Raw genomic sequence first — 25,829 nt, forward strand, 5'->3', positions numbered from 1 at the left:
GGCTTTCCCTTAGAATTGCATCTTCGGGTAGAAATTTTGTATTTAACTTAGTTAGAAATGTGGGTGATCCGGTGAGACTAAGACTTGACCTGTAAGCCACAATCAGCGAAAAGCAACATATGAAAACGGCGATGCACACTTCTTCTTGCACCATCATTATTTGCAGCTAGCGACAACGCTGGCTGTGGCCGTTCTATCCTGCCTATTTTCTGCGTGAGATGAACGCCCGGCCAGCTGGCCAGGAGACGAACCACTATGAGCGCAGACACAGCCCAAGGCGAAAAGGGACTTCTGCTCACCAATACTTTGACACGCACAAAAGAAGCTTTTGTGCCAATGGATGCGTCTAACGTGCGCATGTATGTGTGTGGTCCCACCGTTTATGACTACGCCCATATTGGTAATGCGCGCCCTGTCGTCGTTTTTGATGTTCTGGCAAGGCTGCTTCGCCAACTCTATGGCAAAGACCATGTCACATATGTGCGAAACATCACAGACGTGGATGACAAAATTAATGAGCGCGCAGCACGGGAAGGCATTTCCATTCGCGAGCTGACCGAAAAAACAGCCGGTCAGTACCATGCGGACATGGAAGCGCTGGGCGCTCAGGCTCCGGACATCGAACCGCGTGCAACCGAGCACATCGAAGAGATGAAAGAGATGATCGAAACGCTCGTCGACAAAGGCCATGCCTATGTCGCGGACGAACACGTTCTCTTCCACGTGCCAAGCATGCCAGAATACGGAAAGCTCTCCAACCGCACACTGGACGAGATGGTCGCCGGTGCCCGTGTGGAAGTGGCCTCCTACAAAAAAGACCCGACCGACTTCGTGCTCTGGAAGCCATCCAAAGCGGAAGAGCCAGGCTGGGAAAGCCCATGCGGCATCAAAACGCCGGGCCGTCCGGGCTGGCACATCGAATGTTCCGCAATGTCTGAAAAGCATCTGGGCAAGGTCTTTGATATTCATGGCGGCGGGGTCGACCTGACCTTCCCACACCATGAAAACGAGATTGCACAGTCCAGATGTGCGCACGACACCCATGCCATGGCAAACGTGTGGCTGCACAACGGCTTCCTGCAGGTGGAAGGCGAAAAGATGTCCAAGTCTCTGGGCAACTTCTTCACCGTGCATCAGCTGCTGGATACAGAAGAGGGCGGCGGACGCAAATGGTCCGGTCAGGCCATCCGCTACGCGCTGCTTCAGACCCAGTATCGCCAGCCAATCGACTTCACGTTCAAAAGTCTGGCAGAAGGCGAAAAGCAGCTCACCCGCTGGGCAGAGCTACTGAAGAAGCATGATGTCACCGCACAGGAAAATGGTGCACCGGATGAAGCCGTTCTGGAAGGCCTGAAGGACGATCTGAACACACCACGTGCTTTTGCCGCTCTTCATAAGCTCGCCCGTGATGCACGCGGTGGCGATGCAGACGCTGCTCAGAAATTAGCTAATTCTATCAAGTTCTTGGGCTTTGATCTTGAATCATTTTCCAAAGCGCAAACGCAAGAAAAAGCTGAAGCGGATGTCTCTCCTGAACTGAAGGCAAAGGTGGAAGAGCTGATCGCAAAACGTCTGGAAGCCCGCAAGGCCAAAGACTTTGCCGAAAGCGATCGCATCCGTGATGAGCTGGCAGCTGACGGCATCGTGCTCAAAGACATGAAAAACAAGGAAACAGGTGAGATCGAAACCACCTGGTCCTGCGCTTAACGGAAAAGCGGACAATGGAGTAAGCAGATACCACAAGGAAACTTGAAGTCTGCTCCATGGTTCTGAATGGGATAACCCGTTAGGCTTGCTAAGTTTTCTCAAGGCGCGCGTTGTGTGTGCCTTGAGAGATCCTACGGAGGCAACAGGGAAGCCTCCGTCAAATGAGGGGAGCCTGAGGCAAAGCTCAGGACAATAAGCAGGGTAGGCATACTATGACGAAAGAGCGTCTGTATCTTTTCGACACGACATTGCGCGATGGGGCTCAGACCTCCGGCATTGATTTCTCCGTGGACGAAAAAATTGCCATTACCGACTTATTGGAAAGACTGGGTGTCGACTATATTGAAGGCGGCTATCCGGGTGCGAACCCCACAGACACAAAGTTTTTCTCAGAAAAGAGAACCCAAAAAGCGATCTTCACCGCATTTGGCATGACCAAACGGGCAGGGCGCTCCGTCAGCAATGATCCGGGCGTGCAGATGGTTCTGCAGTCTGCAGCAGATGCCACCTGCTATGTGGCAAAGAGCTGGGATTACCACGTCGATATCGCGCTGAAATGCACCAACGAAGAAAATCTGGAAAGCATCGCTGACACCGTCAAAGCCTCCGTCGACGCTGGTAAGGAAGCCATGATCGACTGCGAGCACTTCTTTGATGGCTACAAAGCGAACCCGGACTATGCTCTGGCCTGCGCGAAGACTGCCTATGAAGCCGGTGCGCGCTGGGTGGTCCTGTGCGACACCAACGGCGGTACGCTTCCGCACGAAGTCACTGAGATCGTCAACGCCGTGATGCAGGTGGTGCCGGGCAGCAATCTGGGTATCCACGCTCATGACGACACTGGCCACGCCGTCGCAAATACGCTGGCAGCAGTTGTCGCTGGCGTTCGTCAGGTACAGGGCACGCTGAACGGCATCGGTGAGCGTTGCGGCAATGCCAACATGATCACCCTGATCCCAAATATGCTGCTGAAGAAGCCGTATTGCGATCTGGTGGAACTTGGCATCAAGGTTGAAGATCTGACAGAATTGACTGCAATATCAAGGAGTTTTGACGAGATCCTGAATCGATCTTCCAACGTCCATGCTCCCTATGTTGGCGCAAATGCCTTCGCCACCAAAGCAGGCATTCACGCTTCTGCCATCCTGAAGAACCCGGACACTTACGAGCACATTCCACCAGAAATGGTCGGCAACCAGCGCCGTGTGCTTGTCTCAGATCAGGCAGGAAAATCCAACCTGCTTAACGAGCTGAAACGCCTCGGTGTGGACGCGGACAAAGCAGATCCACGTGTTGATCGCCTGCTGGCAGAAGTGAAGGAACTGGAAGCACAGGGCTTTGCCTATGAAGCCGCAGACGCTTCCTTTGAACTCCTCGCCCGTAGACGTTTGCATTCCGTGCCGGATTACTTCGACGTCCTGTCCTTCCGCACCGGAGTGGAGCGCCGCTACAACGCGCTGGGTGAGCGGGTGACCGTTTCCGAAGCAGTCGTGAAAGTGGAAGTGGACGGCGAGACCTTCATGTCGGTGGCGGAAGGGAATGGCCCGGTCAACGCACTTGATCTGTCACTGCGCAAAGATCTCGGCAAATACCAAAGCCTGATAGCTGACCTTGAACTGATCGACTATAAAGTGCGAATATTGAACGGCGGTACCAGCGCGATCACCCGCGTTCTCATAGAAAGCCAGAACAAGAAAACCGGCAAGCGCTGGTTCACGGTTGGCGTCTCTGAAAACATCGTAGACGCCTCCTTCCAGGCTCTGGTAGATTCCGTTCGCTATTGCATTTTCAAGGCGAATGAGTTGGAAACAGCCTGATAGATGCTGATAAGGCATCTTAAAACGTATCGCTGAAAAGTGGGAACCGGTTTTCAGATAAAGATACCTGGGAATAAGCGCTAAAAGATTTGTGGTCGCGATCGCGCGGCCATTCCTACCTTTATTTCATCGGCGTCAGGTTCTCTGGCGCCCATTTATTTCGTAGTATGAGGGTTTAATGAGCCAGTCAGCATCCGCTGCTGACCAGCTGAGCACGCCGGAAGCGTTCAAAGCTGGCTTGATTGCAGCGATATCTGCTTATCTCATGTGGGGCTTTGCACCCATGTACTATAAGCTCACAGCAGACATGCCAGCGATCATCGTGATTTGCTATCGCGTGATTGGCTCCGTGCTGTTCCTGGGTGCGTTTCTGGTCATGAGCAAGCTGCGCAAAGAGGTCTTCGCCATCTTCTGCGATTTCTCTCGCCTGCGCTATCTGCTGGTCTCTGCCTCAGTCATCAGCATCAACTGGACCGTCTTTATCTGGTCCGTTGAAACGGGCAGGGTGCTGGACGCAAGTCTCGGCTATTTCATCAACCCACTCGTCAGTGTGGGCTTGGGCGTTGTGCTGCTCTCCGAGCGCCTCACCAAAGCGCAGATGCTGGCTCTAGCCATCACCATCTTCGCGGTGCTCTACAAAACCTATGAGGTTGGGGAGTTGCCGTGGGTCTCCGTGGTGCTGGCCCTCAGCTTTGCGCTCTACGGCTTCGTGCGCAAAAAAGCCCCTGTAGGTGCTGTTGCCGGTCAGTTGGTGGAAGTTCTGCTGGTTATGCCGTTTGCGCTGGGCGGTCTTTGGTACTTCACCGTAGTGGGGTCCGGCGGTATCTATCCAACCATCCCAACCGAGCATCCATGGTTCCTGTCCTTGCTGCTCTTTACAGGGGTGATCACAGCCGTGCCGCTGGTGGTCTTTGCCTTTGCCGCACGGCGCTTGCCAATGGTCTACATCGGCTTCCTGCAATACATCGCGCCTTCCATTCACTTCCTTAGTGCAATCTGGTTGTTTGGAGAGGAACTGTCGCTGGAAGGTCTGTTTGCGTTCGGCATGATCTGGTTCTCGCTGGTGGTCTTCTCCATTGATGGCGTTATGGCGCGCCGCCGTATGGAGAAAATAGCGTAAAAACAATCACACTCAGAATTAAGAAAAGCCGCTCAATCAGCGGCCTTTTTCATTACATGTCTTTGACATCCGGATGTTCAACTTTGCAGCCCTCAATGGCCTTGCAAAGGATATCGACGCTCTGCGAAACGTCTGAGGTGATCTCATAGGTGATGTCGCTGTCTGGACGAATGAAGCCAAGGCCTCGCATATGGTCGAGCAGCTCAACCAATGGCGTCCAGAACTGATCCAGATTGAGCAGCAGCATTGGCTTGTCGTGACGGCCAAGCTGAGCCCAGGTCAGCATCTCCACAAGTTCCTCAAGTGTGCCGATCCCGCCCGGAAGAGCGATGAACGCATCCGCTTTTTCAAACATGGTGCGCTTGCGCTCATGCATGTCCTGCGTCACGATCAGTTCGTGGGCTTCTTCCAGCATCACTTCCCGTTCCTTCAGGAACTTAGGAATAACGCCGGTCACTTCACCACCGTTTTCAAGAACGGTTTTTGCAACAGCTCCCATAAGTCCAATGGATCCGCCGCCATAAACGAGTCGAATCCCTTCACGGGCTAACAATTCACCAAGCTGAATCGCAGCTTGTTCAAACAGCGGCTGGCTCCCCGCGTTGGAGCCGCAATATACGCAGATGCTTTTCAAGGTTTTCATAGGTATTCTGTCGCATTAGGCTAGGGGGAACGTCAAGCAAGGCTCGTAAAATGAGGTTAATTCACCCAACATGTGCAACTTGCCTGACATGGTGCACCTTGCCCCTCGGGTTAAACATGTATAACAAACACGATTAAAGTCTGTCTTTTTTGCTCTAAACTCGGCAAAAGAGACAGCCGGATAAACTGATATCCGAGCAATCTGATATAATGTCAAAGCATGCCATGTCGAGTGAACTATGGTCTGCTTGAGGAGCAATTGAGAACCATGTCGAAATCGGGGATGAACTGGTTGCTGACAGTTGCTGTAGCTGTTGCTGCGGGCGCAATCGGTGCGGGGGCGTACTACCTGAGCAAGGAAGACACTTCGGTTGTAGCAGAAGCTGAAAAGGCTGTTGCAAAGCTGGAGGCCGCTGCAAATGGCAAAGTACAGCTCAACTCGTCGGGCGCACAGGTAGATAATGCAGGGGCCGATAAAACTCCTGAAGCGACTACCAAGCTGGAGACAGCAGATGTTGCCGACGACAATGTCCCAAGTTTCGATGTGATGCGTGTTGAGCCATCAGGTGATGCAGTGGTTGCAGGCCGCGCTGAAGCCGGCTCCATTGTCGCGCTCATCTCCAATGGCGATGTAATCGGCAAAGGCATCGCTAACAACCGCGGCGAGTTCGCAATTGTCCTCGATAAACCGCTGAAACCGGGCGACCACGATGTCAGCCTGGAAGCGACCAATCAGGAAACTCAGGAAAAGAATGGCTCCGAGCAGCACATTGCTGTCTCCGTGCCTGAGGATGAAAGCGGTGAAGTCCTCGTTGTCCTCAATGAGCCAAACGCACCATCCAAAATTCTTCAGCTTCCGGAAGCGCCAGTTACGGCTGAACCAGTAACAACCGTCCAGACAGAGCAGCCAAAAATGGATGCTCCGGTTGAAACAGCCGCCGCTGAAACACCGGGCGCAAAAGAAGAAGCACCTGCACCTGTTGCCACCGCTGAAAAGCCAGCAGCTGCACCAGCTGAAACCGCCGTTGCTGTCACAGAGACACCAGCTCCAACCTCTGAAACACCTGCACCAACAGCAGCAGAGACTGCTGAACAGCCTCAGCCAGAAGCACCTGCTGCCGTTGCAACGCAGACCGAAACCCCAACCGACGCTCCAGCCCCTGTTGCTGTTGCGCAGGCAAACGAAGAGCCTGAGCTGACCGTGAAGGCTGTTGAGACCGAGCAGGGCAAGGTCTTTGTGGCAGGTGAAAGTGAGCCGGGCGCGCAGGTTCGTGTCTACGTTGGCGAAGAGTTCGTCGGCGAAGCTAAAGCAGGCAAAGAAGGCCGTTGGCTGGTGGAAGCTGAAAAGACCATTCCGGCTGGCAACGTAGAAGTGCGCGCCGACAAGGTAGAAAACACCGAAGGCAAAGTGGAAGCCCGTGCGCAAGTCGTCTTCACCAAAGGTGAGAACGATGTGGCCATGATCCCGGTTCGCCTCGTTGCAGAAGGTTCCGGCTCTAAAGGCTCATCTGCATCTGTCGGTATTGGTGAGCTGCCAAATGTTATCATTCGCCGCGGTGATAACCTCTGGACCATTTCCCGCCGCCTGTATGGTCAGGGAACGCGTTACACCACCATCTATCAGGCAAACAGCCAGCAGATTCAAAATCCGGACCTGATCTTCCCGGGACAGGTGTTCATGTTGCCTGTGGCTGACCTGAATTGGAAAACAATTAATAACTGATCTGGATTCTTCTCTTCGAACGTCCTATTTAAGAAGAGAAAGCTTTCCAGATTAATCTTTCGGAAAGCGCTGGATGAGCAATCCAGCGCTTTCTCTGGTTTGCAAACCTACTGCGCACTCCCGAAAAGTGGTTTCGGTTTTCGGATGAGGGTGCGTTCCCAAAGAGGGCATAAGACCCTTTCCAATCTGATGACAATGGCGCGTTCAGGACCATTGCTCTTCTGATAAGACATTCCAAATTCGCCAAACCGCTTCTGCGTATTGAGAAGCGTGCCGGGCAACAAGGCACTAGCATGACTGCAACAAGCAAAAAACAGCAGGAAAAATCCGCCCCTGCTTTGGATGCAGACGATAAAGGCTTGCTTCGTTCACTGAAAACTCTCTGGGTTTACATGTGGCCTGATGCAAGGCCGGAGCTGAAAAAGCGTGTCGTTCTGGCCCTCGCGGCGTTGATTGTCGCAAAAATTATTACCGTTTTCGCACCCTACCTTTATGCATGGGCAACCGATGCCCTGACTGACAACAGTGTTCTGCCAAACTGGTTGCCACCAATCCTCATTGCGCCAATCATGCTGGTGATTGCGTATAATGTCGCCAGAACCATGGCTGTCGGTTTCAACCAGATCCGTGATGCCATCTTCTCAAGCGTCGGCTTGCACGCTGTCCGCGAACTGGCCAACCTGACCTTCCAGCACCTCCATGCGCTGTCCCTGCGCTATCACCTGTCCCGTCGCACCGGCGGTCTGACCCGCGTGATCGACCGTGGTGTGAAGGGCATTGAAGGCATCGTTCGTTTCACGATCCTCAGCGGTATTCCAACAGTCGTTGAATTTGCCATGATGGCGGTTGTCATCTGGTTCCAGTTCGGTTTCTGGTACGTGGTCGTCGTTGGCGTCACCGTGTTCGCCTACGTCTACTACACCGTTGTGGCTTCCGATAAACGTATCCAGATCCGCCGTGACATGAACAACGCGGACAACGACGCAAACAGCAAGTCCGTCGACAGCCTGCTGAACTTTGAGACCGTAAAGTACTTCGGCAACGAAGAGATGGAGCGTGGCCGTTTTGATAAGGCAATGCGTGGCTATGAGCGCGCGGCCATCAAAACATGGACATCTCTATCCTGGCTGAACTTCGGGCAGGCGTTGATCCTGGGCGTCGGTATGACAACCTGTATGGTCATGTCCGCAATGGCAATCCAACGCGGCGAGCAGACTATCGGTGACTTCGTCATGATCAACGCGCTGCTTATGCAGTTGTCTGTTCCGCTCAACTTCATCGGCTTCATCTACCGCGAAATCCGTCAGGGGATCGCTGATCTGGAAGCCATGTTCTCTGTTCTGGCTGTTGAACCTGAAATTCAGGATGAGCCATTGGCTGAGAACCTGAAGGTCAAAGAAGCCACCATCAAGTTTGAGGACGTGCACTTCCACTACGACGAAGAGCGCCCGATCCTCAAAGGCGTAAACTTCGAAGTCCCTGCTGGCAGCACCATCGCAATTGTTGGACCGTCCGGTGCTGGTAAGTCCACCATCTCACGCCTGCTGTTCCGTTTCTATGACGTCACCTCAGGCCGCATCACCATTGATGGCAAGGACGTGCGTGAAGTCACTCAGAAGTCCCTACGCGATCACATCGGCATGGTGCCGCAAGATACGGTGCTGTTTAACGACAACATTGCATACAACATCCGCTATGGCCGCGTGAACGCAACGGATGAAGAGGTGAAGGAAGCAGCAAAGCTGGCCCAGATCGACCACTTCATTGAAGCACTGCCGCATGGTTATGACAGTGAAGTGGGGGAACGCGGCCTGAAGCTCTCCGGTGGTGAAAAACAGCGTGTGGCAATTGCGCGAACCATTCTCAAGAGCCCGCCAATCCTCATCCTTGATGAAGCAACGTCCGCTCTGGACACCCACACCGAGCAGGAAATCCAGTCCGCTCTGGATGTGGTCTCCAAAGACCGCACCACGCTCGTCATCGCCCACCGTCTCTCAACCGTGGTGAATGCAGATCAGATCCTCGTGCTCAAAGCCGGTGAAGCCGTAGAGCAGGGCACCCACGCTGAGCTTATGGCCAACGATGGCCTTTATGCCTCCATGTGGAGCCGTCAGCGTGAAGTCAGCGAAGCAGAAGCACGTCTGGCTGAAATGCGTGAAGATGATCAGGGCTTCATTTCCAGAGGCAAAAGTGCTGAAGAAGCCGTAATTGAGGGCATAAACGACAAGAAATAGTGGGTTGAAGGGAAAGCTCTGCGCGCAATCAGGGGAATCTCTGTTTAAATAAGCTAGAGTTGCTTGCACAGAACTCTCTGAGTTGCTCTATGAGCAGAAACTTAACGTCTGAGGGGTTCAATAGCTGAACCCCTCAATTGAGCAAAGGTGGTCGACGATGTCGTTGGTAGACAGCATTTCCAAGACACTGGTTCCCATTCACAGAGAAGGTTACCCGTTCATCGCCATTGCTGCTGTCCTGACCATCATTTTAGGTTGGTTCTGGTCACCTCTTTTCTGGATAGGCCTCTTTCTCACCGGATGGGTCTGTTACTTCTTCCGTGACCCAAAACGTGTCACACCTGTTAAAGACGGCCTGATTGTTTCTCCCGCAGATGGCACCGTGTGCCTGATGGGCTCCGCCGTTCCACCGCGTGAGCTGGATTTGGGTGATCAGCCGATGATGCGTGTCTGCATCTTCATGGATGTCTTTAACTGCCACGTAAACCGTGCGCCAATGGCAGGCCGCGTCACGCGCGTTGCTTACAAAGCCGGAAAGTTCCTGAATGCGGAGCTGGACAAGGCAAGTGAGCACAACGAGCGCAACGGCCTGATCATTGAAAACGACAATGCCCGCATCGGCGTTGTGCAAATCGCCGGCCTCGTAGCACGCCGTATTGTGTGCTTCGTCAAAGAAGGCGAAAACATTTCTGCAGGTGATCGCTTCGGTCTGATCCGCTTCGGATCCCGTCTTGATGTTTACCTGCCACAGGGTACAAAGCCACAAGTTGCCTTGGGCCAGACCATGATTGCTGGCGAGAGTATTCTGGCAAATCTGAAAGATGAAGAAGCAGGCGACGTCGTTGCCCGCGTTTCTTAAGGTAGTATAGCGTGTCAAATCCATTTCCTCCCTACGAACCGGGAGGTCAACCCGCCAATGGAAAAGGGAGTACGCGCAAGCGCATTCCCCTTCGTATTGTTTTACCAAATGTCGTCACCCTGCTGGCGCTGTGTTCTGGCCTGACAGCCATCCGCATGGCCATGGAAGACAGGTGGGATATGGCAATCGCTGCCATCTTCCTGGCTGCTATTCTGGATGCACTGGATGGCCGCGTTGCGCGCATGCTCAAAGGCACCACCAAGTTTGGCGCCGAGCTGGACTCGCTGGCTGACTTTGTGAACTTCGGTGTAGCACCGGGCATCATCCTGTACGCATGGATGCTGGAAGACGCCAGCTCCCTCGGCTGGATCGCCTCACTGCTGTTCTCTATCTGTATGGCACTCCGCCTGGCGCGCTTTAACGTGGCGCTGGACGATCCGAATAAGCCGAAATGGGCTAACAAGTTCTTCACCGGTGTTCCGGCCCCGGCAGGCGCACTGACAGTTCTGCTGCCGATCTATCTTGAGCGTCTGGGCGTACCGCATTGGAACGAGCTGGCATTGCCAGTTGCGCTCTACACCATGTTCATCGGCCTCCTGATGGTCAGCCAGCTGCCAACCTTCTCCGGCAAGCAGATCGGCACTCACATCCGCCGTGAATGGGTTCTGCCGCTGTTCGTCGTTGCTGTTGGTATCGTCGCACTCGCCGCGAGCTATCCGTTTGAGTGTCTGACTGTGATCAGTCTCGGCTACCTCATCTCTATCCCGTTCGCATGGCGCTCCTACAAAATCCACTGTGTAACAGGGAAGGGGCCACACGCGGACTGTGATGTGATGACAACCGAGATTGAAGAGGAAAGCGTGTCAGAGGACAAAGCCTCTTTGAAAGTCAGCCTCGAAGACATCGCCAAAGCAGGCGTGCCTGATCCAAAACAGGATCAGGAGGACAGCAAGACTTAACGTCTCGCGGAAGCACTGAGATTTATGAAAGGCCGTGGAACACTCCGCGGCCTTTTTTGTTGACCTGACAGCGCCATATGCAAACGCTCTCCCAGCTCCCAGCTCCCAGCTCCCAGCTCCCAGCTCCCAGCTCCCAGCTCCCAGCTCCCAGCTTTGTCCTTAGAATGCAGGCAACAAAAAAGGCTGCCGAAGCAGCCTCTTTCTTACTCGTATCTGAGCCAGCTTTATTCAGCAGCCTCTGGAACGCGTTTGACCTCTTCAACCTCGTCTCCGAAGCTCGGTTCTTTCGTTCCCACATTGCCATTAGCAAAGGCATACTGATCCGCAGGCATTTTGCCCTGACGACGGCTGGAGAACCGCGTCACGCCATTCTTCATGTGCATCGGCATCACCAGAGCAATCGGGATCACCACCAGCGTCAGCAGCGTGGAGAACGCCAGACCGGAGATTACAGCTGTTGAGAGCTGTACCCACCAGCTGGCCGTTACGCTGCCAAAAGTGGTGACCTGATTAGCAAAGTCGAAGCTGATCTGCGTCGCCATTGGAATGAGACCTGCAATCGTTGTGATTGTGGTCAGCATCACCGGACGGATACGCTGTGCACTGGTGCGCAGCGCTGCATCTACCGGGCTCTGTCCGTCTTCACGGAAGCGATTGTAGGTATCGATCAGAACGATCGCGTTGTTCACCACGATGCCAGCCAAAGCCACGATGCCAGTTCCGGTCATGATGATCGAGAACTTTTGTCCGGTCACCAGCATGCCCAGCAGCACCCCAAACACACTCATCACAACGGTCGAGAGTGTCAGGAAGCTTTGGTAGAAGCTGTTGTATTGGGTCAGCAGAATGATGAACATCAGGAAGAGGGCACCAATCATCGCCTTCATAAGGAAGGCCTGAGATTTGGCTTGCTCTTCGTTCGCACCACGGAACTTGATGAACACACCTTCCGGCCACTGCTGAGTGTCAAGCCAGGCCTGAATTTCAGCCTCTTTCTCAGTAATGAGGAAGCGGTCCTTATCAACGCCAGCCTTCACGTCCAGTGAGAACATGCCATTACGGCGTGTGATGCTGGAAACCTTCTGCTTCGGTGTGCGTTCCACAAAGTTGGACAGAGGGATCTGGCCCAAAGAGGTGCGCAGGCGCAGCTCATCAAACTTGTCGAGCGTGCGTTCCTCCACTGGCAGGCGAACGCGAATGTCCACTTCATCTTCAGAGTCAGATGGACGATAATCACCAATCAGAACACCGTTGGTCACCAGCTGAACCATCGCACCCACAGCAGCGATATCCGCTTTATAGCGTGCCGCTTTCTCGCGGTTGATGGTTAGCTCCCAATCGATACCTGGTAGCGGACGGCTGTCTTCCTGATCACGCAAACCATCGATGGTGTCGATGTGGTTGCGAACACGATCAGCAGCAGCAACAGCAGCTTCGTAGTTGTTTGAGCTGATCTGCAGCTGAATGTCTTTACCGGTTGGAGGACCACCTTCAACCTGACGGGATTCAACCTTGATGCCCGGAATCTGGGTGGTCTTCTCACGAACGCTGTTGAAGATCTCCTGCGCCGAACGACGGCAGCAGAAATCAGCAAACTCAATATCGATGGAACCGATCAGATCCGCAGGTGCATTGTTGCCGCTACCACCACGTACTCCAACAGGGAAGGCACGGGTCACAACGTTCTCAATGCCTGGCTCTGCCAGAATGACGTTATCAACCTGACGAACAAGCTCCAATGCTTCCAGCGCAGACATGTTACCACGCGCTGTTACATAGAACTTACCTTGCTCTGGCTCTTCATCTACGAAGAACTCAGTCCCGGCATTGTTGCCCATAAAGGTAATGAAGATACCCGCACAAAGAGTCAGCATGGCAACAATAGCCATCATACCAGCCCACCATCTGCGAACCAGAAACTCCAGAACAGCTATGTAAGCGCGGGTGATACCGCGCAGCTTGGTGGTGTCGAACGGACCATGTCCAGAGAACACTTTTGCTGCTGCCAACTCTTCGGTCTTGCGACGCTCAACACGAGCGCGCGAGTAGTTGAGGATTGGCTTGAACATCTTCATCAATGGTAGGTAGGCAATCGCGAGGACTGCTGCACCCAGCAACTTAGAAGCTGGCCCAAGCACCGCAACGACAGGTGTGAGGCTGGAAACCACAACAGCAAGCGCCATCGCTATAATAAGAGCCAGAAGATGCTCACCATACTTGCTCATGAACGCAAACACGGAAGCCAAGATGCCACCGGTCACCGGTAGGAACACCATAGCTGTCAACAAAGAGCCGGACAGAACGATGATCACCATGATCGGCAGGTAGCTCATGAACTCGCCCGGAACGCCCGGCCACAGCAGCATCGGTAGGAAGGCTGCCAGTGTTGTTGCAGTGGAAGAGACAATCGGCCAGAACATCAGCTTGGCTGCACGGATATAAGCGTCCCGCGGAGGCATACCTTCTGCAGCCTTACGGTCTGCGTATTCCACCATCACGATCGCACCATCAACCAGCATACCAACGGTCAGCACGAGGCCGAACATCACCATGGTGTTCACGGTCATGCCGATGGTTGTCAGTGTCAGGAAGCCGAGCATGAAACTGGTCGGGATTGCCAGACCAACAAGCACCGCAGAACGCAACCCAAGAGCTGCCACCACAACGATCATCACGAGGAAGATCGCGGTCATGATGGAAGATTCAAGGGAGTTGAGAACCTGGAAAATGTTGTCGGACTCATCGAGCATGTAACTGACCGACACAGTTGGTGGCAGATCTTTTGTGATCTCCTCAACAACAGTGCGCACAGCTGCGTTGTTCTCGATGATGTTCTCACCAATACGCTTCACAACGTCCAGAGAAACAGCTGGTTGGCCGTTCACCAGAGTGAATGTGCTTGGATCTTTGAAGGTCCGCTTGATGGTCGCGATATCGCCTAGAGTAACAACACCTTCGCCGGATTGTTTCACGGGCAGCGAATAAACATCATCAGCGTCAAGGATCAGGCCCGGTACTTTGATGTTGAAGCGACCGGCACCACCATCAATAAAGCCCGCAGCAATCAGCTGGTTGTTCAGGCTAAGGGCGTTGATCAGCTCACTCTGGCTGATGGAATAGCTTTCCATCTTCAGCGTATCGATGATCACTTCCAAAAGCTCATCGCGCTGGCCAGTCAGCTCAACCTCTTTCACGGACGCAATGGACTCGATCTCGTCTTTCAGACGATCAGCAAGCCGATAGAGCGTGCGGGAAGGGACATCACCGGAAAGGGCGATGGTCATGGTTGGCTGAAGCGCCATGTTGTGGGTGCTGACAGTAGGCTCTTTGGCGTCCTCAGGGATCTTGCTTTTCGCAGTATCCACCTTCTCGCGAACGTCCGTCAGAGCCTTGTCTTTATCGACGCTGATGTCGAACTCCAGCAAGATACCCACGTGCCCTTCAGAGGCAATGGTGGTGATCTCCTTAAGTCCTTCAAGGCCTCGGAGCTCTGTTTCCATCGGCTGACCGATCAGGCGTGTCCCATCTTCAGGAGAAATGCCGGACTGGCTGACAGAAACGTAAAAGAAAGGAACGTCAATATCAGGAGCTGCTTCCTTCGGGATCGCGATGTAGGACATAATGCCTGCGATCACCATGAAGAGCATCATCACAAAAACTGTTTTGGGGCGATGGAGCACCCCTTCCAGCATGGAAATCATTGTGAAACCTCCGCGGTTTCAAAAACAGGATGAACAGTACGGCCTTCTTTCACGAAGTCCTGGCCCACAGTAATAACAGTCACCTTTTCTGGCAGGCCTTTCAGCCATACGCCTTGTGTGTCGCCGCCGATCAGTTCAACAGGGTAGAAAATAACCTTGTTGTCCGCATCAACACCGCGCAGACCAATGTCGCCATTGTCAGCAAGGGTCAGGATGCCTGGAGAAACGAAGTGCGCTTTCTCTTCCGCAAGCTGCAGCTGCGTGCTGGTGGTGACGCCGTCCTTCAGTTCAAAGTCAGAATTTGGCAGTTCTACCTCAACGCGGAAGGTGCGGGTGTCAGGATCTGCAGAGCTAGCAATGTAGCTCACCTTGCCTTCAACACTCTGGCCGGTCACCAGATTAACAACCGCAGTCTGACCAACCTTCACCGCCTGAATATTGGATTCAGAAACCGCGCCAATGGCAAGCATTGGGTCCGGAGCCATGATTGTTGCGCAGACTTTGCCAACGCCAAGCATTGCACCAACTTCAGTCAGCGGTGTTTCAATAATGCCATCAATCGGTGCGCGGATTTCGGTGCGGCCCAACTCCAGCTCCGCTTCTTGCAACTGTGCTTTGGCCGCATCACGTGTTGCCTTCAGTGCGATCACACGGTTTGCTGCAGAAAAGCCCCTGTTGTTCAGCTTGCTGGCAGCTTCATAATCAATGTTCGCCTGCGCCAGAGCGGCATTGGCCTGCAAAACCCGCGCTTCACGTGCACCGCGATCTAAAGAACACAGCAGATCGCCTTTGCGAACAAACATACCTTCCGTTGCCGGACGTGTGCGAACCACGCCAGAGGTTTCCGAATGCACCTCTACGCGAGTATCAGCCTGCGTGCGCCCTCGCATTTCCAGAAACGGCGTACGCGTTGTCGCTTCCAGGGTTTCCACTTTTACGGCAAACGGTAAAGAGGCTTGGGCTTTCACGCGTTCGGCTGGCGGCGGCGTGGAATTTTCGCCGTTACCCTGACCCATCACAACAGTGGTGCCAGTTGCCATCCAAATACCAATTCCGGCCGTAAGCCCCAATGCCAGAACATGTGAAAATCGAATTGCCATTTTTCTCTCCGCCGGTTCTAGGCGATTATTCAGCTGCTTGAGCGTGGGAGACACGCTCGCTGGCGATGCGCTCAAGCTTGCTTCGGTTCATTTTCAGGTAATCAAGGGAAGCACTCAGTGTGGTAATTCCGTATCCCAGCGTCCAGGCGCTCGCCGGATCTTCACAAAGCTCAACCTCGTGTTTCATGCCCCCGATCTTCAGCTCAAGATGCTCGATGCGGCGGTCGATCTCGCGTGAGATGAACTCGCCTCCAACCCATCGGCTATAAAGAGCAAGAAGAAGGAAAGGGGATCTGAACAGATCTTCGACAGGGGTCTCAGTCAGCTCTTGCACAAAAGCATCACGCCCTGCTTGCGTAATAGAATAGATTTTTCGGGACGGTTTGCCTGAGGAGGTCTCTTCGCGCCACGTCACAAGCCCTTCCTGTTCCATCTTGGCAAGTGACGGATAAATCGACCCGTAACTGGCTTCAATGAAATGGCTAAAATGACCTTCTTGCGCAGTCTTGCGAATTTCATATCCCGTCGCGTCTCCGCTGGACAATATGGCAAGACAAAATTTTCGTGTGCTCATACCCACCACATGGCACTGAGTGTTGAAAACAGAGCCCATATTGCGATGAGCTCGAATAAACTACTGAACTTAAAAGACTTAATTTCGACTAGAGCAAAAGTCTGATCACGTTCGATATATATCGATTAGATATATGTGAAACTTTTCTACTTAATGCTCTGAACGCTGTCAAATGTAGAAATGTAACAGGATGTCCCACTCTTGCTACATAGGGTTCAGATTGGTTACGTGCTCAAAAATTCAATGGGTCTCTCTCATTTTTAATAAATAATCTGCAAAAGAATGTGTTTGCCATCACAGGTTGTTCCAATTTTCTTCGTTTACGAAGCAGTTGTGCATTGGATTTCTGCACAAACCTACTTGTCTTGTCTTGCTGTTTTGAGGTGAAGTGTCTCCGGTCAACTTCAAAAAGGTATTTCATGATGGATTATGCACGCGATATGATTGGGTATGGCCGGAACACACCGGACCCTAAATGGCCAGGCAATGCGAAGATCGCGGTACAGTTCGTCATCAATTATGAAGAAGGCGGCGAAAACAACATCCTTCATGGAGATGCCGGCTCCGAAGCATTCCTTTCTGAAATTGTCGGCGCGGAATCGTGGCTGAACCAGCGCCACATGAATATGGAGTCTATCTACGAGTATGGCTCCCGCGCTGGCTTCTGGCGTTTGTGGCGTTTATTCCAGAAACATAAGTTTCCGGTCACCTGTTATGGTGTCGCAACAGCATTGGAACGCAATCCCGGTGCCGTCGAGGCAATGAAGGAAGCAGGTTGGGAGATCGCCTCTCATGGCCTCAAATGGATCGAGTATAAGGATTTCTCTGCTGAAGAAGAACGCTGGCACATAGAACAGGCGATCAAGATCCATGAGGACACCACCGGGGAGCGCCCCTACGGCTGGTACACAGGCCGCACCTCGGTCAACACACTACCGCTGATCATGGAAGAAGGCGGCTTCCTGTACAGTTCAGACAGCTACGCAGATGATCTTCCATACTGGTTGGAGGGACCAAAAGGCCCGCATCTGATCATCCCTTACACGCTGGATGCCAATGACATGCGCTTTGCAACACCGCAGGGCTTTAACAGCGGTGACCAATTCTTTACCTACCTGAAAGATAGCTTCGACACACTCTACGCTGAAGGGGAGGATGGAGCGCCCAAAATGATGAATGTTGGCCTCCATTGCCGCCTGGCTGGTCGCCCTGGCCGAACTGCTGCTCTGGCCCGCTTTCTGGATTACATCTCCACCAAACAAGACGTCTGGGTGCCGCGCCGCATCGATATTGCACGCCACTGGCACGAGCATCACAAACCGTAAACTCTTCAAAAACTGAGACAATTGCCTTCCTTGCCGCAGGTGAGGGAGGTTGCCTCGCTATCTGTAGAAAAGCCATTTTGTTCTTGAACTGGCCGCAATGCAGCCATTTGCAGGCCAGACACACCCTATATTGCCTTGTTGGTCGCACCCTTTGAATCCACATAGTGAATAATGCATAGGTTCAAATTGTCGTGACCATCTGTCTTCCTCAATTAGTTATTGATAGAGACAAGTTAGAAACGCAAATCGGCTGTGCGGTATGCCTATTGCATCATCCTCGGCAATCTAACTTAAGGAACAATAATAGGGTGACCATGAGCTTTTTAAGTGCAACGGCCGAGAAGGCGAGGCATTCAAGCAAAAGTAGTTTGTCCCGGCGTGGTTTTGTCATCGGAACAGCAGCTCTGGCGTTGGCTGGCTGTCAGACCACAAGTGCACCAAAACGTAAGACGGTCGCTGATCTTCGTCAGGACCCATACTATAAGGCTGTTTACGGCCCGATGCCGGAAGAAAAATTCCCCGTCCCGGCAGTGAACCTCAATGAAATTCCTGATGGCAAATATCTCCGTCAGGTCGTCAACTACACCGGACCTGAAGCGGGCGGCACCATCGTCGTCGACCCATCCAACCGCTTCCTGTATCTGGTGCGTGGTGACGGCACCGCGATGCGCTATGGCGTTGGTGTAGGTCGCGCAGGCTTTGGCTGGAACGGCGATGCTGTGATCCAGTACAAGCGCCAGTGGCCGAAATGGACACCACCGGCAGAAATGATCGCACGTCAGCCAGAGCTGGAAGAATTCCGTTATGGTATGGCACCGGGTATTGAAAACCCGCTGGGCGCCCGTGCGCTCTACCTGTTCCAGAACGGTAAGGACACCTTGTACCGCCTGCATGGCACCAACGAGCATTGGTCCATCGGCAAAAACGTGTCCAGTGGCTGTATCCGTCTGCTCAATCAGGACGTGATCGATCTTTACAACCGCGTACCAAACGGATCTCGCGTTGTGGTTCGTCCTGCCAGCAATCCGGTGGAACCGTTGAGCGTCTGATAAAAAACATCATCGCGAAAAAGACTGAAAGGCCTGATATCCCCATCAGGCCTTTTGTGTATCCGCCTTTGGAAAACGCGAGGGAAGGTTGAGGAAAGTGTAACGAACTGTAGCAAAACACCGGTTCAGACAATGTCATTACGTTTTTACAAACTTCAAAATGCACATGTCTCACAAAAGCAATGTAAAACACTCTCAACTAATATGTTCTTTCAAGCATACTTGTTTCGCCAAGAGGCTCCCCATTGATCCAGTGAGCCTGCATAGCCGTAAGTACTGCGAATTCTTGTAGGAGTTGGGTGTATATGTCCCGTTCTAGGCAGGCTGTAAAAGTTGGTCTGATCGCCATCTCAATTGGCGTTGCAGGATTGTATATCGGCAAACCAGCGCTGTTCTCAAAGCCGGTTCCATTTCTCTCTTCCATTGGACTAACGCTCTGGCCTGCGGAAACTTCCGAAGTTGCTGTGCAGGGTTCTGGCAATAAGCAGCAAGGCAAGAAAGGTGGCGGCAAACGTGGATTTGGTGGAGGCGGCAATCAGGAAATTCTCGCCCGTGCCCGCAATGTGACCACCGGTGTCACCGACACATTTGTCCGCGCCATCGGCACTGGCCGTGCGGCCAAGATGACGGATCTTTACCCGGAAGCCTCAGGCCGCATTCAGGAGCTTCCACATAAAGCAGGCACACGTGTTTCTAAGGGAGACATCGTCCTGCGATTGGATGATGCTGAAGAGAAACTGGCCGTAAACAGAGCTAAGCTGGCGCTGAAAGACGCGGAAGAGCAGGTCGAGCGCTACGAAAAGCTCATGACCTCTCAGACTATCTCCACCGTGCAGATGCAGAACGCTCTGCTGGCGACAAATCAGGCACGCCTTGATCTGGACAAGGCCAGCATCGATCTGGATCGCAGACTGGTGAAAGCTCCGTTTGATGGTGTGCTTGGCATCATGGATGTTGAGATTGGTGATTACGTCACACAATCCTCACGGATCACCGGCCTTGATGACCGCTCTAGCATTCTGGTGGAGTTCGTAGTGCCGGAGCGTTTCGCGAACAAAGTGAAGCGCGGTGACAAGGTGGAGCTGCGCACTGAAGCCATGCCGGGCCGCATTTTCAGCGGTGAGCTCACCGCCATGGAAAATCGCGTAAACTCAGAATCCCGCACACTGAAAGTACAAGCCACCGTCGACAACCCGGATGACCTGCTGCGTTCTGGTATTGCCTTTGATGCACGGGTACAGCTTGAGGGAGACGAATGGCCGTCTGTTCCATCAATCGCCCTGAAATGGGATCGCTCCGGACCACATATCTGGCTGGCTGAGGGGGGCGAGGCTCTTCGTACTGATGTGATCGTTATCGAGCGCAGTGCAGATCGCGTACTGATCGAAGGAGAAGTTGAACCGGGTGATATTGTTATCACAGAAAGCGTTCGCGACTTGAGGCCAGGCACCAAAGTGCAGCTTAGCCCCGAACCAGGCTTTACACTCACTCAGCCGGAAGGCAACAAACCACCGCTCGTGAGCGAAACCCAAACCTCTGAGGGTAAGGCAGAAGGGGAGCGCAAAGGCAAAGGCCGCGGTAAAGGCAAAAACAAGCCCGCAGATGCTGAGCAAACTCAGCAGGGAGAGCCAGTTAAAAGTTCAGGCTCGCGCTCCGGTGCATCCCGTGATGATGCCAACCAATCCAGCTCCTGATTGACGGACCCCAAGGTGTTTCTATGACCACTGACAAAAACTCCAAACGGGAAAGTCATCTGAGCGGATTGTATGCCCTGTGCGTACGACGTCCGGTATTGGCGATTACCCTGAACCTTCTCATCATCGTTGCTGGTATTGCAGCGCTTCTGGGCGTTGAAGTGCGCGAGATGCCCAACGTAGACCGACCTGTTGTAACCGTAACAACCACATATTCCGGCGCTCCGCCGGAAGTCACTGACGCTGAAATCACCAGCGTTCTGGAAAAAGCCATCGCTCGAACGGCTGGCATTGAATCTGTCTCATCCTCCTCAAAGTATGGCCGCAGCCGGATTACAGTTGAGTTCAATGACGGTGTAGATGTCAGCGAAGCCGCCAACGACATTCGCGATGCCGTCAGTGGAGCAGGCCGTAACCTGCCTGAAGACGCTGATACGCCTGTAGTGGTGAAAGCAGACGCTGATGCTGACCCGGTCATGCGCCTCGTGGTGACATCCGATGAGATGCGCATTGAGGAACTCAGCAAGTTTGTTGATGACGAGATCATCGACCGCATCACCTCGGTGCCCGGAGTGGCCAGTGTCGATGTTTACGGCTCGCAAACACCGGTCTTCAAAGTTGCGATTGATGTGCAGGCTATGTCATCCAGAGGCCTGACACCAGATAACCTGCGCAGTGTTCTGCAAGAACTGGCCTTGGATACCTCTGGCGGTTCTTTGGAAACAGGCGATCAGGAACTCTTCGTTCGCGCCAACTCTGATGTGAAGACCGCCGAACAAATCGGTATGGTCAAACTGAATGACACAACGCGTATCCGAGATATTGCGTTTGTAAGCTACGGCCCAGAAAGAGCATCTTCTGGTGCGTTCTATAACGGCAAACGTGCTGTCGGCATGGGCATTATTCGCTCGGCCAACTCCAACACCATCGACATCTCCAATAATGTCCGTGCTGAAGTTGCACGGATGCAGGAACAGCTGCCCAAGGATGTAGAAGTCAACATCAGCAGTGATGATGCCACTTTCATTGGCGGCGCAATCAAAGAAGTGGTGTTCTCACTTTTCCTCTCCACCAGCATCGTCGTTGGTGTGATGTTGCTGTTCCTTGGATCCATCCGCGTCACACTCATCCCAGCCGTCACGGTACCTGTAGCCTTGATCGGTGCCTTGGTCGGCATCTGGCTGGCAGGCTTCTCCGCCAACGTTCTCACACTATTGGCTCTGCTCCTTGCAACCGGCATGGTGGTGGATGATGCCATCGTGGTGTTGGAGAACATCTCCAAGCGCGTTCACAAAGGGCAGGGACCACGCGCTGCTGCAATCCTTGGTACGCGTGAGGTCTTCTTCGCGGTGATCACCACCACTGCAACATTGGCCGCTGTCTTTATTCCGATCTCGTTCCTGCCGGGCAGCGTCGGGAAGCTTTTCTCCGAATTTGGTTTCGTGCTGGCAATCAGCGTTATGCTGTCCTCCTTCGTTGCGCTGACACTCGCGCCAATGATGGCATCACGCCTGCTGCGCACGAAGAACTACGAGGACACACACAAGCCGTCTGCCGCATGGAGAGCAATCTCCAGCGCGGGAACTGCCATAGAACGCGGTTACTCCAACGTGTTGGACTGGTCTCTGCGCCGACCATTCGTACTGCTGGGCCTGGCCACCTTGTTCGTTATCCTTGGTGCTTCACAGTTCACATCGCTGCCGCGACAGCTGACACCTTCCGAGGACCGCTCTGTGATCTTTATGATCGCCTCAGCACCGCAGGGGTCCAGCTTGGATTATACGGCTGCCAAAATGCGGGAGCTGGAAATCATTGCTCAGCCTTACGCAGAAAATGGCGAAGCGCGAAGCATCATGAGCCTTGTTGGCATGGGCGGGCAGATCAATCGCGGCTTCCTCATTATGTCCCTGAAGGACTGGGCGGAACGCGATCGCTCTCAGCAAGAGATCGTCAACGAACTCCAACGCAAAACCTCCAAGATCCCGGGCCTCAAAGTACGGGTGGCTCAGCCCAATACGCTTGGCATCCGCGGAGCCGGGCAGGGCCTTCGTTTTGCTGTGACGGGCACCAACTATGATGAGCTGGCGGAAAGCGCGGATGATATCGTCGCAGAAATGCAGGCCCGATACGGTGATAAGGTCGGCTTTGCATCTGTCTCCTACGAAACGACCCAGCCACAGCTGTTGGTAAGCGTGGACAGAGAGCGCGCCAATGATCTGGGCCTCTCGTCCGACCGGATTGCCTCCAACCTGCGCATGCTGCTGGATGGGTCTTCCGTTGCGGACCTCTTCGTGGAAGACGACGGTATCCCGATGGTCATGGAAGCAGGTGGCCTGCCACTGCGCTCAACCCGCGACTTGGAAAACATCTTCATCAAGAGCAGAGACGGCACCATGCTGCCCATGTCTTCCATCGTGTCCATCGAGGAAGAGGCAGTTGCCCCAAGCCTGACGCGTGAAGAACAACAACGTGCAGTCCCGGTCACCATCGCCATCAATGAAGGCTATGATCTGGCTCAGGCGATTTCAGACATGAAACAGGTCGCTGAAGAAGTCCTGCCCGAAGGAAACAATGTCACGCTCCTCAGTGAGGCAGCTGTTTTGGAGAAGACCACTTCTAACGTCTACATGACGTTCCTCTTTGCGATCCTTGTGGTCTTCCTCGTGCTGGCTGCGCAGTTTGAAAGCTTCATGAGCGCCTTTGTGATCCTCTGCACAGTGCCATTCGGAGTATCCGCTGCGATTATCTCAATCGGCCTGACAGGAGGGTCCATCAACGTCTACTCCCAGATTGGCATCATCCTTCTGGTCGGCCTCATGGCGAAAAACGGTATTCTGATCGTAGAGTTTGCCAATACGCTGCGTGAAGAAGGACGTTCTGTGTTTCAAGCGATCCACGATGCTTGCCTCATCCGCTTCCGTCCGGTGGTGATGACTGTTGTCTCCACCGTGTTAGGCGGTGTGCCGCTCGTCATGGCGTTTGGGGCCGGTGCTGAAGCGCGTATCGAGATGGGGTGGGTGATCGTCGGCGGTCTGGGCTTTGCAACGCTCTCAACATTGTTTGTCACACCTGCAGCCTATCTGCTGCTGATGCGCTTTACGAAACCACGTAAGGCCAGTGAAGAGAAACTGCACAACGAGCTGGACGAAGCGCTGGGAACCACAAACACGCCAGCGGAGTAACACCTGCTACGGACAGGCCGAGATGATGACGATACTCGTATTGCCTTCGTCTCGGCATCTCTGCGCAAGATAATAGATGTCGAGTCGCAGTGTGACCAGATGTGAGTTTGCACCCGGCTGCGTCGTCTCATTCACCCGGTGCCCGAGGTCTTGAGAGAGCTCCAGCTCAAAGAAAGCCTCACTCTGGGAGAAGTAAGAGAGCAGCAAATCCAGATCCAGAGCTTCATTGCCCGCAGCGTCGACCACGCGGGTTTGGCGCAGCTTATCGCGCCACATGAGCTCGCCGCAATTATCAAGAAACTGCTCGCAGGAGACCAGCTGGTCAAACAATTGATGCACAGTGGAACGAAGCATCTACACCCAATCCAAACCTTCAAATGCAGGTAACAGCGCAAGTATAGCGCACAGATCTGATTTCCCCTCAAAACCAAACAGTAAAATTGAAGGCAAGCGTCACTTTACTGCGTTCTACCTCCCCAACTAGTCCCGGATCACCCCTCAATTGTCACAGAAATGCAATAAAGCGCATTGAGTGCGCTTTGTTTGTGATATGCTTAACTTTTCCCTAACGGAATTAAAGGTGCGACCCCGGAGAGATACCATGCGCTTACTCAAGCTTTTTCCATTGATGCTTGCGTTTCTTACAGGCCTGTTGCTGCCGGTCTCAGCCAATCAGGCACTGGGCATTCAACAGCTAACAGAAGTGAGCGGCAGGGCTGAAGTGGTCGATAAACGCCATCTTGATATCTACCATACCTACGGCATCGTCAGAGTAGGGCTCATGTGGCCTGCCAAGAACCACTATTCCTTGCGCAGGCAACTGGTGACGGCGGTAAAAGTGAAGTGCTTGATGTTTGGCTCTGAAACCCATGCCAGCTGTGTGGCGATCGATCAGTTTGGCTCCCGCTGGATGCTGGGCAGCGCAGGCCAGATGGCCTTTACCAAATAGGGGGAGGAAAAGCGCCAAACTGCATTAAGCTTCGGCGCTCATCAGATTTATTTATTCTTCGCGAATGTGTCCATCATGATGTCGACGAAGAGCTGTGCGTTCGCATCAAATGCCACCTTGCAGTTCACCGGCTTGCCGCCACGGCGGTTCTTGTCCACGACGGTGCGACCAACGGTGAGTGCGCCTTGTGTTTCAATGTCGACAGGGCACTCTTCCAGCGTAATCACCTCAGGCTGAATGAGGTGCGCAATACAAAGCGCATCATGCACCGGAGCACTGTGCTCTACATCCATCTTCTGGATCTTGTCGTGAATCCCAATGCGGTGACCTGTACAAGCTGCCATTGCTTTACCGGCTGGCGTGCCCAGCTGATCAAACTGACGGCACTGCGTTGCAGTCACCAGTGCTTTGTGGGTCGCATCCAGCGGCACCATGGTCAGCTTCTCAAAGCCAGCATTGAACACGGCATAGGCCGCTTCTGGGTCCGCCCAAATGTTGAACTCAGCAGCAGGGGTTACGTTCCCCACATCGTGACCACCACCCATGATCACAACTTCAGGAATAAGATCCACCAGCTTAGGCTCTGCAGCCAGTGCAGCTGCAATGTTTGTCAGCGGAGCAACCGGAACCAGTGTGATTGGATCAGTCGCATTCCGGTAGGTCTCAACCAGATACTCAACCGCATGCTGCTCCTGTGCTTTCAGCGCAGTTTCAGGCAGGGGCAGGTGCTTGCCGTGGATTTTCTCGGTCAGATCGTTCTTGGTGCGTGGTACTGGAAAATCATTGCGCACCAGAGGTTTTCGGCAGCCCGCATAAACCGGGATTTCAGGCTTGCCGATATAGTCGAGCACGCGCAGAGAATTATCTGTGCAATAATGCAGCTCAGCGTTGCCGTTGACTGTGGTAACGCCAATCAGATCAAGATCTTCATGCAATGCAGCCAGCATAATGGCAACGGCATCATCTGTGCCGGTGTCCACATCTAGTATCAGTTTTCTTTTCATTATTCGCTCCCGGAAAGCTGATCGCTGCTAACGCCATGGGTGCGCAGCGGCAGCCTTATATGCAGATGCATCATCGCGGATGATTGGGTACATGCGTGTGATGCATGAAAAAAGAGATAAGAAACAAGAGACTAGATTATTCTGGCAAGGTCAATTACCTGTGTAATGGAACTGACGATATATCACAGCT

Annotated in this window: 17 protein-coding genes and 1 pseudogene; 12 read left to right on the forward strand and 6 right to left on the reverse strand. The window is 53.3% G+C overall.

Annotated elements, in window-relative coordinates:
- Nucleotides 1-255: 255 nt before the first annotated feature.
- The 3 genes from cysS (at nt 256) to rarD (ending at nt 4,644) form a co-directional block, all read left to right on the forward strand.
- The gene (gene cysS, locus PSE_RS13000; protein ID WP_014285280.1) at nt 256-1,707 is read left to right on the forward strand and encodes a cysteine--tRNA ligase; all 1,452 of its coding nucleotides are present in this window, start codon (nt 256-258) and stop codon (nt 1,705-1,707) included.
- A 212-nt stretch (nt 1,708-1,919) separates the two neighbouring features.
- Complete coding sequence (gene cimA / locus PSE_RS13005; protein ID WP_008551760.1) at nt 1,920-3,524, forward strand: citramalate synthase; 1,605 nt, start codon at nt 1,920-1,922, stop codon at nt 3,522-3,524.
- A gap of 178 nt (nt 3,525-3,702) precedes the next feature.
- Nucleotides 3,703-4,644: an EamA family transporter RarD gene (rarD, locus tag PSE_RS13010; protein WP_014285281.1), complete on the forward strand. Its 942-nt coding sequence runs from the start codon at nt 3,703-3,705 to the stop codon at nt 4,642-4,644.
- 52 nt (nt 4,645-4,696) lie between these two features.
- Here rarD and PSE_RS13015 read toward each other — a convergent pair whose 3' ends face one another.
- A complete protein-coding gene (locus tag PSE_RS13015) occupies nt 4,697-5,287 on the reverse strand; it encodes a TIGR00730 family Rossman fold protein (protein ID WP_008552018.1) in 591 nt (196 codons plus the stop codon).
- Between the two features lie 267 nt (nt 5,288-5,554).
- Here PSE_RS13015 and PSE_RS13020 point away from each other — a divergent pair, with 267 nt between their 5' ends.
- The 4 genes from PSE_RS13020 to pssA all read left to right on the forward strand — a co-directional run bounded on the left by PSE_RS13020 (nt 5,555) and on the right by pssA (nt 11,061).
- Complete coding sequence (locus PSE_RS13020; RefSeq protein WP_244421312.1) at nt 5,555-7,009, forward strand: Ig-like domain-containing protein; 1,455 nt, start codon at nt 5,555-5,557, stop codon at nt 7,007-7,009.
- 293 nt (nt 7,010-7,302) lie between these two features.
- Nucleotides 7,303-9,243, forward strand: a complete 1,941-nt coding sequence (locus tag PSE_RS13025) for an ABC transporter ATP-binding protein/permease (RefSeq protein WP_008551870.1) — start codon at nt 7,303-7,305, stop codon at nt 9,241-9,243.
- A gap of 136 nt (nt 9,244-9,379) precedes the next feature.
- Nucleotides 9,380-10,102 carry a phosphatidylserine decarboxylase gene (locus PSE_RS13030; protein ID WP_256378189.1) on the forward strand — a complete coding sequence of 241 codons (723 nt, stop codon included), beginning with the start codon at nt 9,380-9,382 and terminating at the stop codon, nt 10,100-10,102.
- Nucleotides 10,103-10,113: 11 nt separating this feature from the next.
- The gene (gene pssA, locus PSE_RS13035; protein ID WP_014285284.1) at nt 10,114-11,061 is read left to right on the forward strand and encodes a CDP-diacylglycerol--serine O-phosphatidyltransferase; all 948 of its coding nucleotides are present in this window, start codon (nt 10,114-10,116) and stop codon (nt 11,059-11,061) included.
- Between the two features lie 224 nt (nt 11,062-11,285).
- Here pssA and PSE_RS13040 read toward each other — a convergent pair whose 3' ends face one another.
- Genes PSE_RS13040 through PSE_RS13050 form a run of 3 tightly spaced genes read right to left on the reverse strand, consistent with a single transcriptional unit; the run spans nt 11,286 to nt 16,436 of the window.
- Nucleotides 11,286-14,762 (reverse strand): efflux RND transporter permease subunit, encoded by a 3,477-nt coding sequence (locus PSE_RS13040; protein ID WP_014285285.1) that lies wholly within the window; start codon nt 14,760-14,762, stop codon nt 11,286-11,288.
- Nucleotides 14,759-15,862, reverse strand: a complete 1,104-nt coding sequence (locus PSE_RS13045; protein WP_014285286.1) for an efflux RND transporter periplasmic adaptor subunit — start codon at nt 15,860-15,862, stop codon at nt 14,759-14,761. The genes PSE_RS13040 and PSE_RS13045 overlap by 4 nt, the downstream gene beginning before the upstream one ends.
- A gap of 25 nt (nt 15,863-15,887) precedes the next feature.
- Nucleotides 15,888-16,436 (reverse strand): PadR family transcriptional regulator, encoded by a 549-nt coding sequence (locus PSE_RS13050; protein WP_037037887.1) that lies wholly within the window; start codon nt 16,434-16,436, stop codon nt 15,888-15,890.
- Nucleotides 16,437-16,858: 422 nt separating this feature from the next.
- Between PSE_RS13050 and puuE the strand changes: the two are divergent.
- The 4 genes and pseudogenes from puuE to PSE_RS13070 form a co-directional block, all read left to right on the forward strand.
- A pseudogene (gene puuE / locus PSE_RS13055) lies at nt 16,859-17,758 on the forward strand (allantoinase PuuE); the annotation flags it as partial.
- Nucleotides 17,759-18,129: 371 nt separating this feature from the next.
- Entirely contained in the window at nt 18,130-18,810 is a 681-nt protein-coding gene (locus tag PSE_RS13060) for a L,D-transpeptidase (protein WP_014285291.1), read from the forward strand.
- Nucleotides 18,811-19,115: 305 nt separating this feature from the next.
- Nucleotides 19,116-20,504: an efflux RND transporter periplasmic adaptor subunit gene (locus PSE_RS13065; protein ID WP_014285292.1), complete on the forward strand. Its 1,389-nt coding sequence runs from the start codon at nt 19,116-19,118 to the stop codon at nt 20,502-20,504.
- Nucleotides 20,505-20,527: 23 nt separating this feature from the next.
- Nucleotides 20,528-23,686 (forward strand): efflux RND transporter permease subunit, encoded by a 3,159-nt coding sequence (locus tag PSE_RS13070; RefSeq protein ID WP_041768454.1) that lies wholly within the window; start codon nt 20,528-20,530, stop codon nt 23,684-23,686.
- Between the two features lie 6 nt (nt 23,687-23,692).
- Here the strand turns inward: PSE_RS13070 and PSE_RS13075 are convergent, their stop codons facing one another.
- Nucleotides 23,693-24,040, reverse strand: coding sequence for a hypothetical protein (locus PSE_RS13075; protein WP_008551973.1), 348 nt, complete (start codon nt 24,038-24,040; stop codon nt 23,693-23,695).
- 247 nt (nt 24,041-24,287) lie between these two features.
- On the opposite strand from PSE_RS13075, the gene PSE_RS13080 reads away from it, so the two are divergent.
- Nucleotides 24,288-24,635: a hypothetical protein gene (locus PSE_RS13080; protein ID WP_041768456.1), complete on the forward strand. Its 348-nt coding sequence runs from the start codon at nt 24,288-24,290 to the stop codon at nt 24,633-24,635.
- 47 nt (nt 24,636-24,682) lie between these two features.
- Here the strand turns inward: PSE_RS13080 and PSE_RS13085 are convergent, their stop codons facing one another.
- Nucleotides 24,683-25,639: a nucleoside hydrolase gene (locus PSE_RS13085; RefSeq protein ID WP_041768458.1), complete on the reverse strand. Its 957-nt coding sequence runs from the start codon at nt 25,637-25,639 to the stop codon at nt 24,683-24,685.
- Nucleotides 25,640-25,829 lie beyond the last annotated feature (190 nt).

This window comes from Pseudovibrio sp. FO-BEG1, assembly GCF_000236645.1.
Lineage (GTDB): Bacteria > Pseudomonadota > Alphaproteobacteria > Rhizobiales > Stappiaceae > Pseudovibrio.

Coding starts and splice junctions, on each gene's coding strand:
- cysS (WP_014285280.1), top strand. CDS start 256: ATGAGCGCAGACACAGCCCAAGGCGAAAAGGGACTTCTGCTCACCAAT.
- cimA (WP_008551760.1), top strand. CDS start 1,920: ATGACGAAAGAGCGTCTGTATCTTTTCGACACGACATTGCGCGATGGG.
- rarD (WP_014285281.1), top strand. CDS start 3,703: ATGAGCCAGTCAGCATCCGCTGCTGACCAGCTGAGCACGCCGGAAGCG.
- PSE_RS13015 (WP_008552018.1), bottom strand. CDS start 5,287: ATGAAAACCTTGAAAAGCATCTGCGTATATTGCGGCTCCAACGCGGGG.
- PSE_RS13020 (WP_244421312.1), top strand. CDS start 5,555: ATGTCGAAATCGGGGATGAACTGGTTGCTGACAGTTGCTGTAGCTGTT.
- PSE_RS13025 (WP_008551870.1), top strand. CDS start 7,303: ATGACTGCAACAAGCAAAAAACAGCAGGAAAAATCCGCCCCTGCTTTG.
- PSE_RS13040 (WP_014285285.1), bottom strand. CDS start 14,762: ATGATTTCCATGCTGGAAGGGGTGCTCCATCGCCCCAAAACAGTTTTT.
- PSE_RS13045 (WP_014285286.1), bottom strand. CDS start 15,862: ATGGCAATTCGATTTTCACATGTTCTGGCATTGGGGCTTACGGCCGGA.
- PSE_RS13050 (WP_037037887.1), bottom strand. CDS start 16,436: ATGAGCACACGAAAATTTTGTCTTGCCATATTGTCCAGCGGAGACGCG.
- PSE_RS13065 (WP_014285292.1), top strand. CDS start 19,116: ATGTCCCGTTCTAGGCAGGCTGTAAAAGTTGGTCTGATCGCCATCTCA.
- PSE_RS13070 (WP_041768454.1), top strand. CDS start 20,528: ATGACCACTGACAAAAACTCCAAACGGGAAAGTCATCTGAGCGGATTG.
- PSE_RS13075 (WP_008551973.1), bottom strand. CDS start 24,040: ATGCTTCGTTCCACTGTGCATCAATTGTTTGACCAGCTGGTCTCCTGC.
- PSE_RS13080 (WP_041768456.1), top strand. CDS start 24,288: ATGCGCTTACTCAAGCTTTTTCCATTGATGCTTGCGTTTCTTACAGGC.
- PSE_RS13085 (WP_041768458.1), bottom strand. CDS start 25,639: ATGAAAAGAAAACTGATACTAGATGTGGACACCGGCACAGATGATGCC.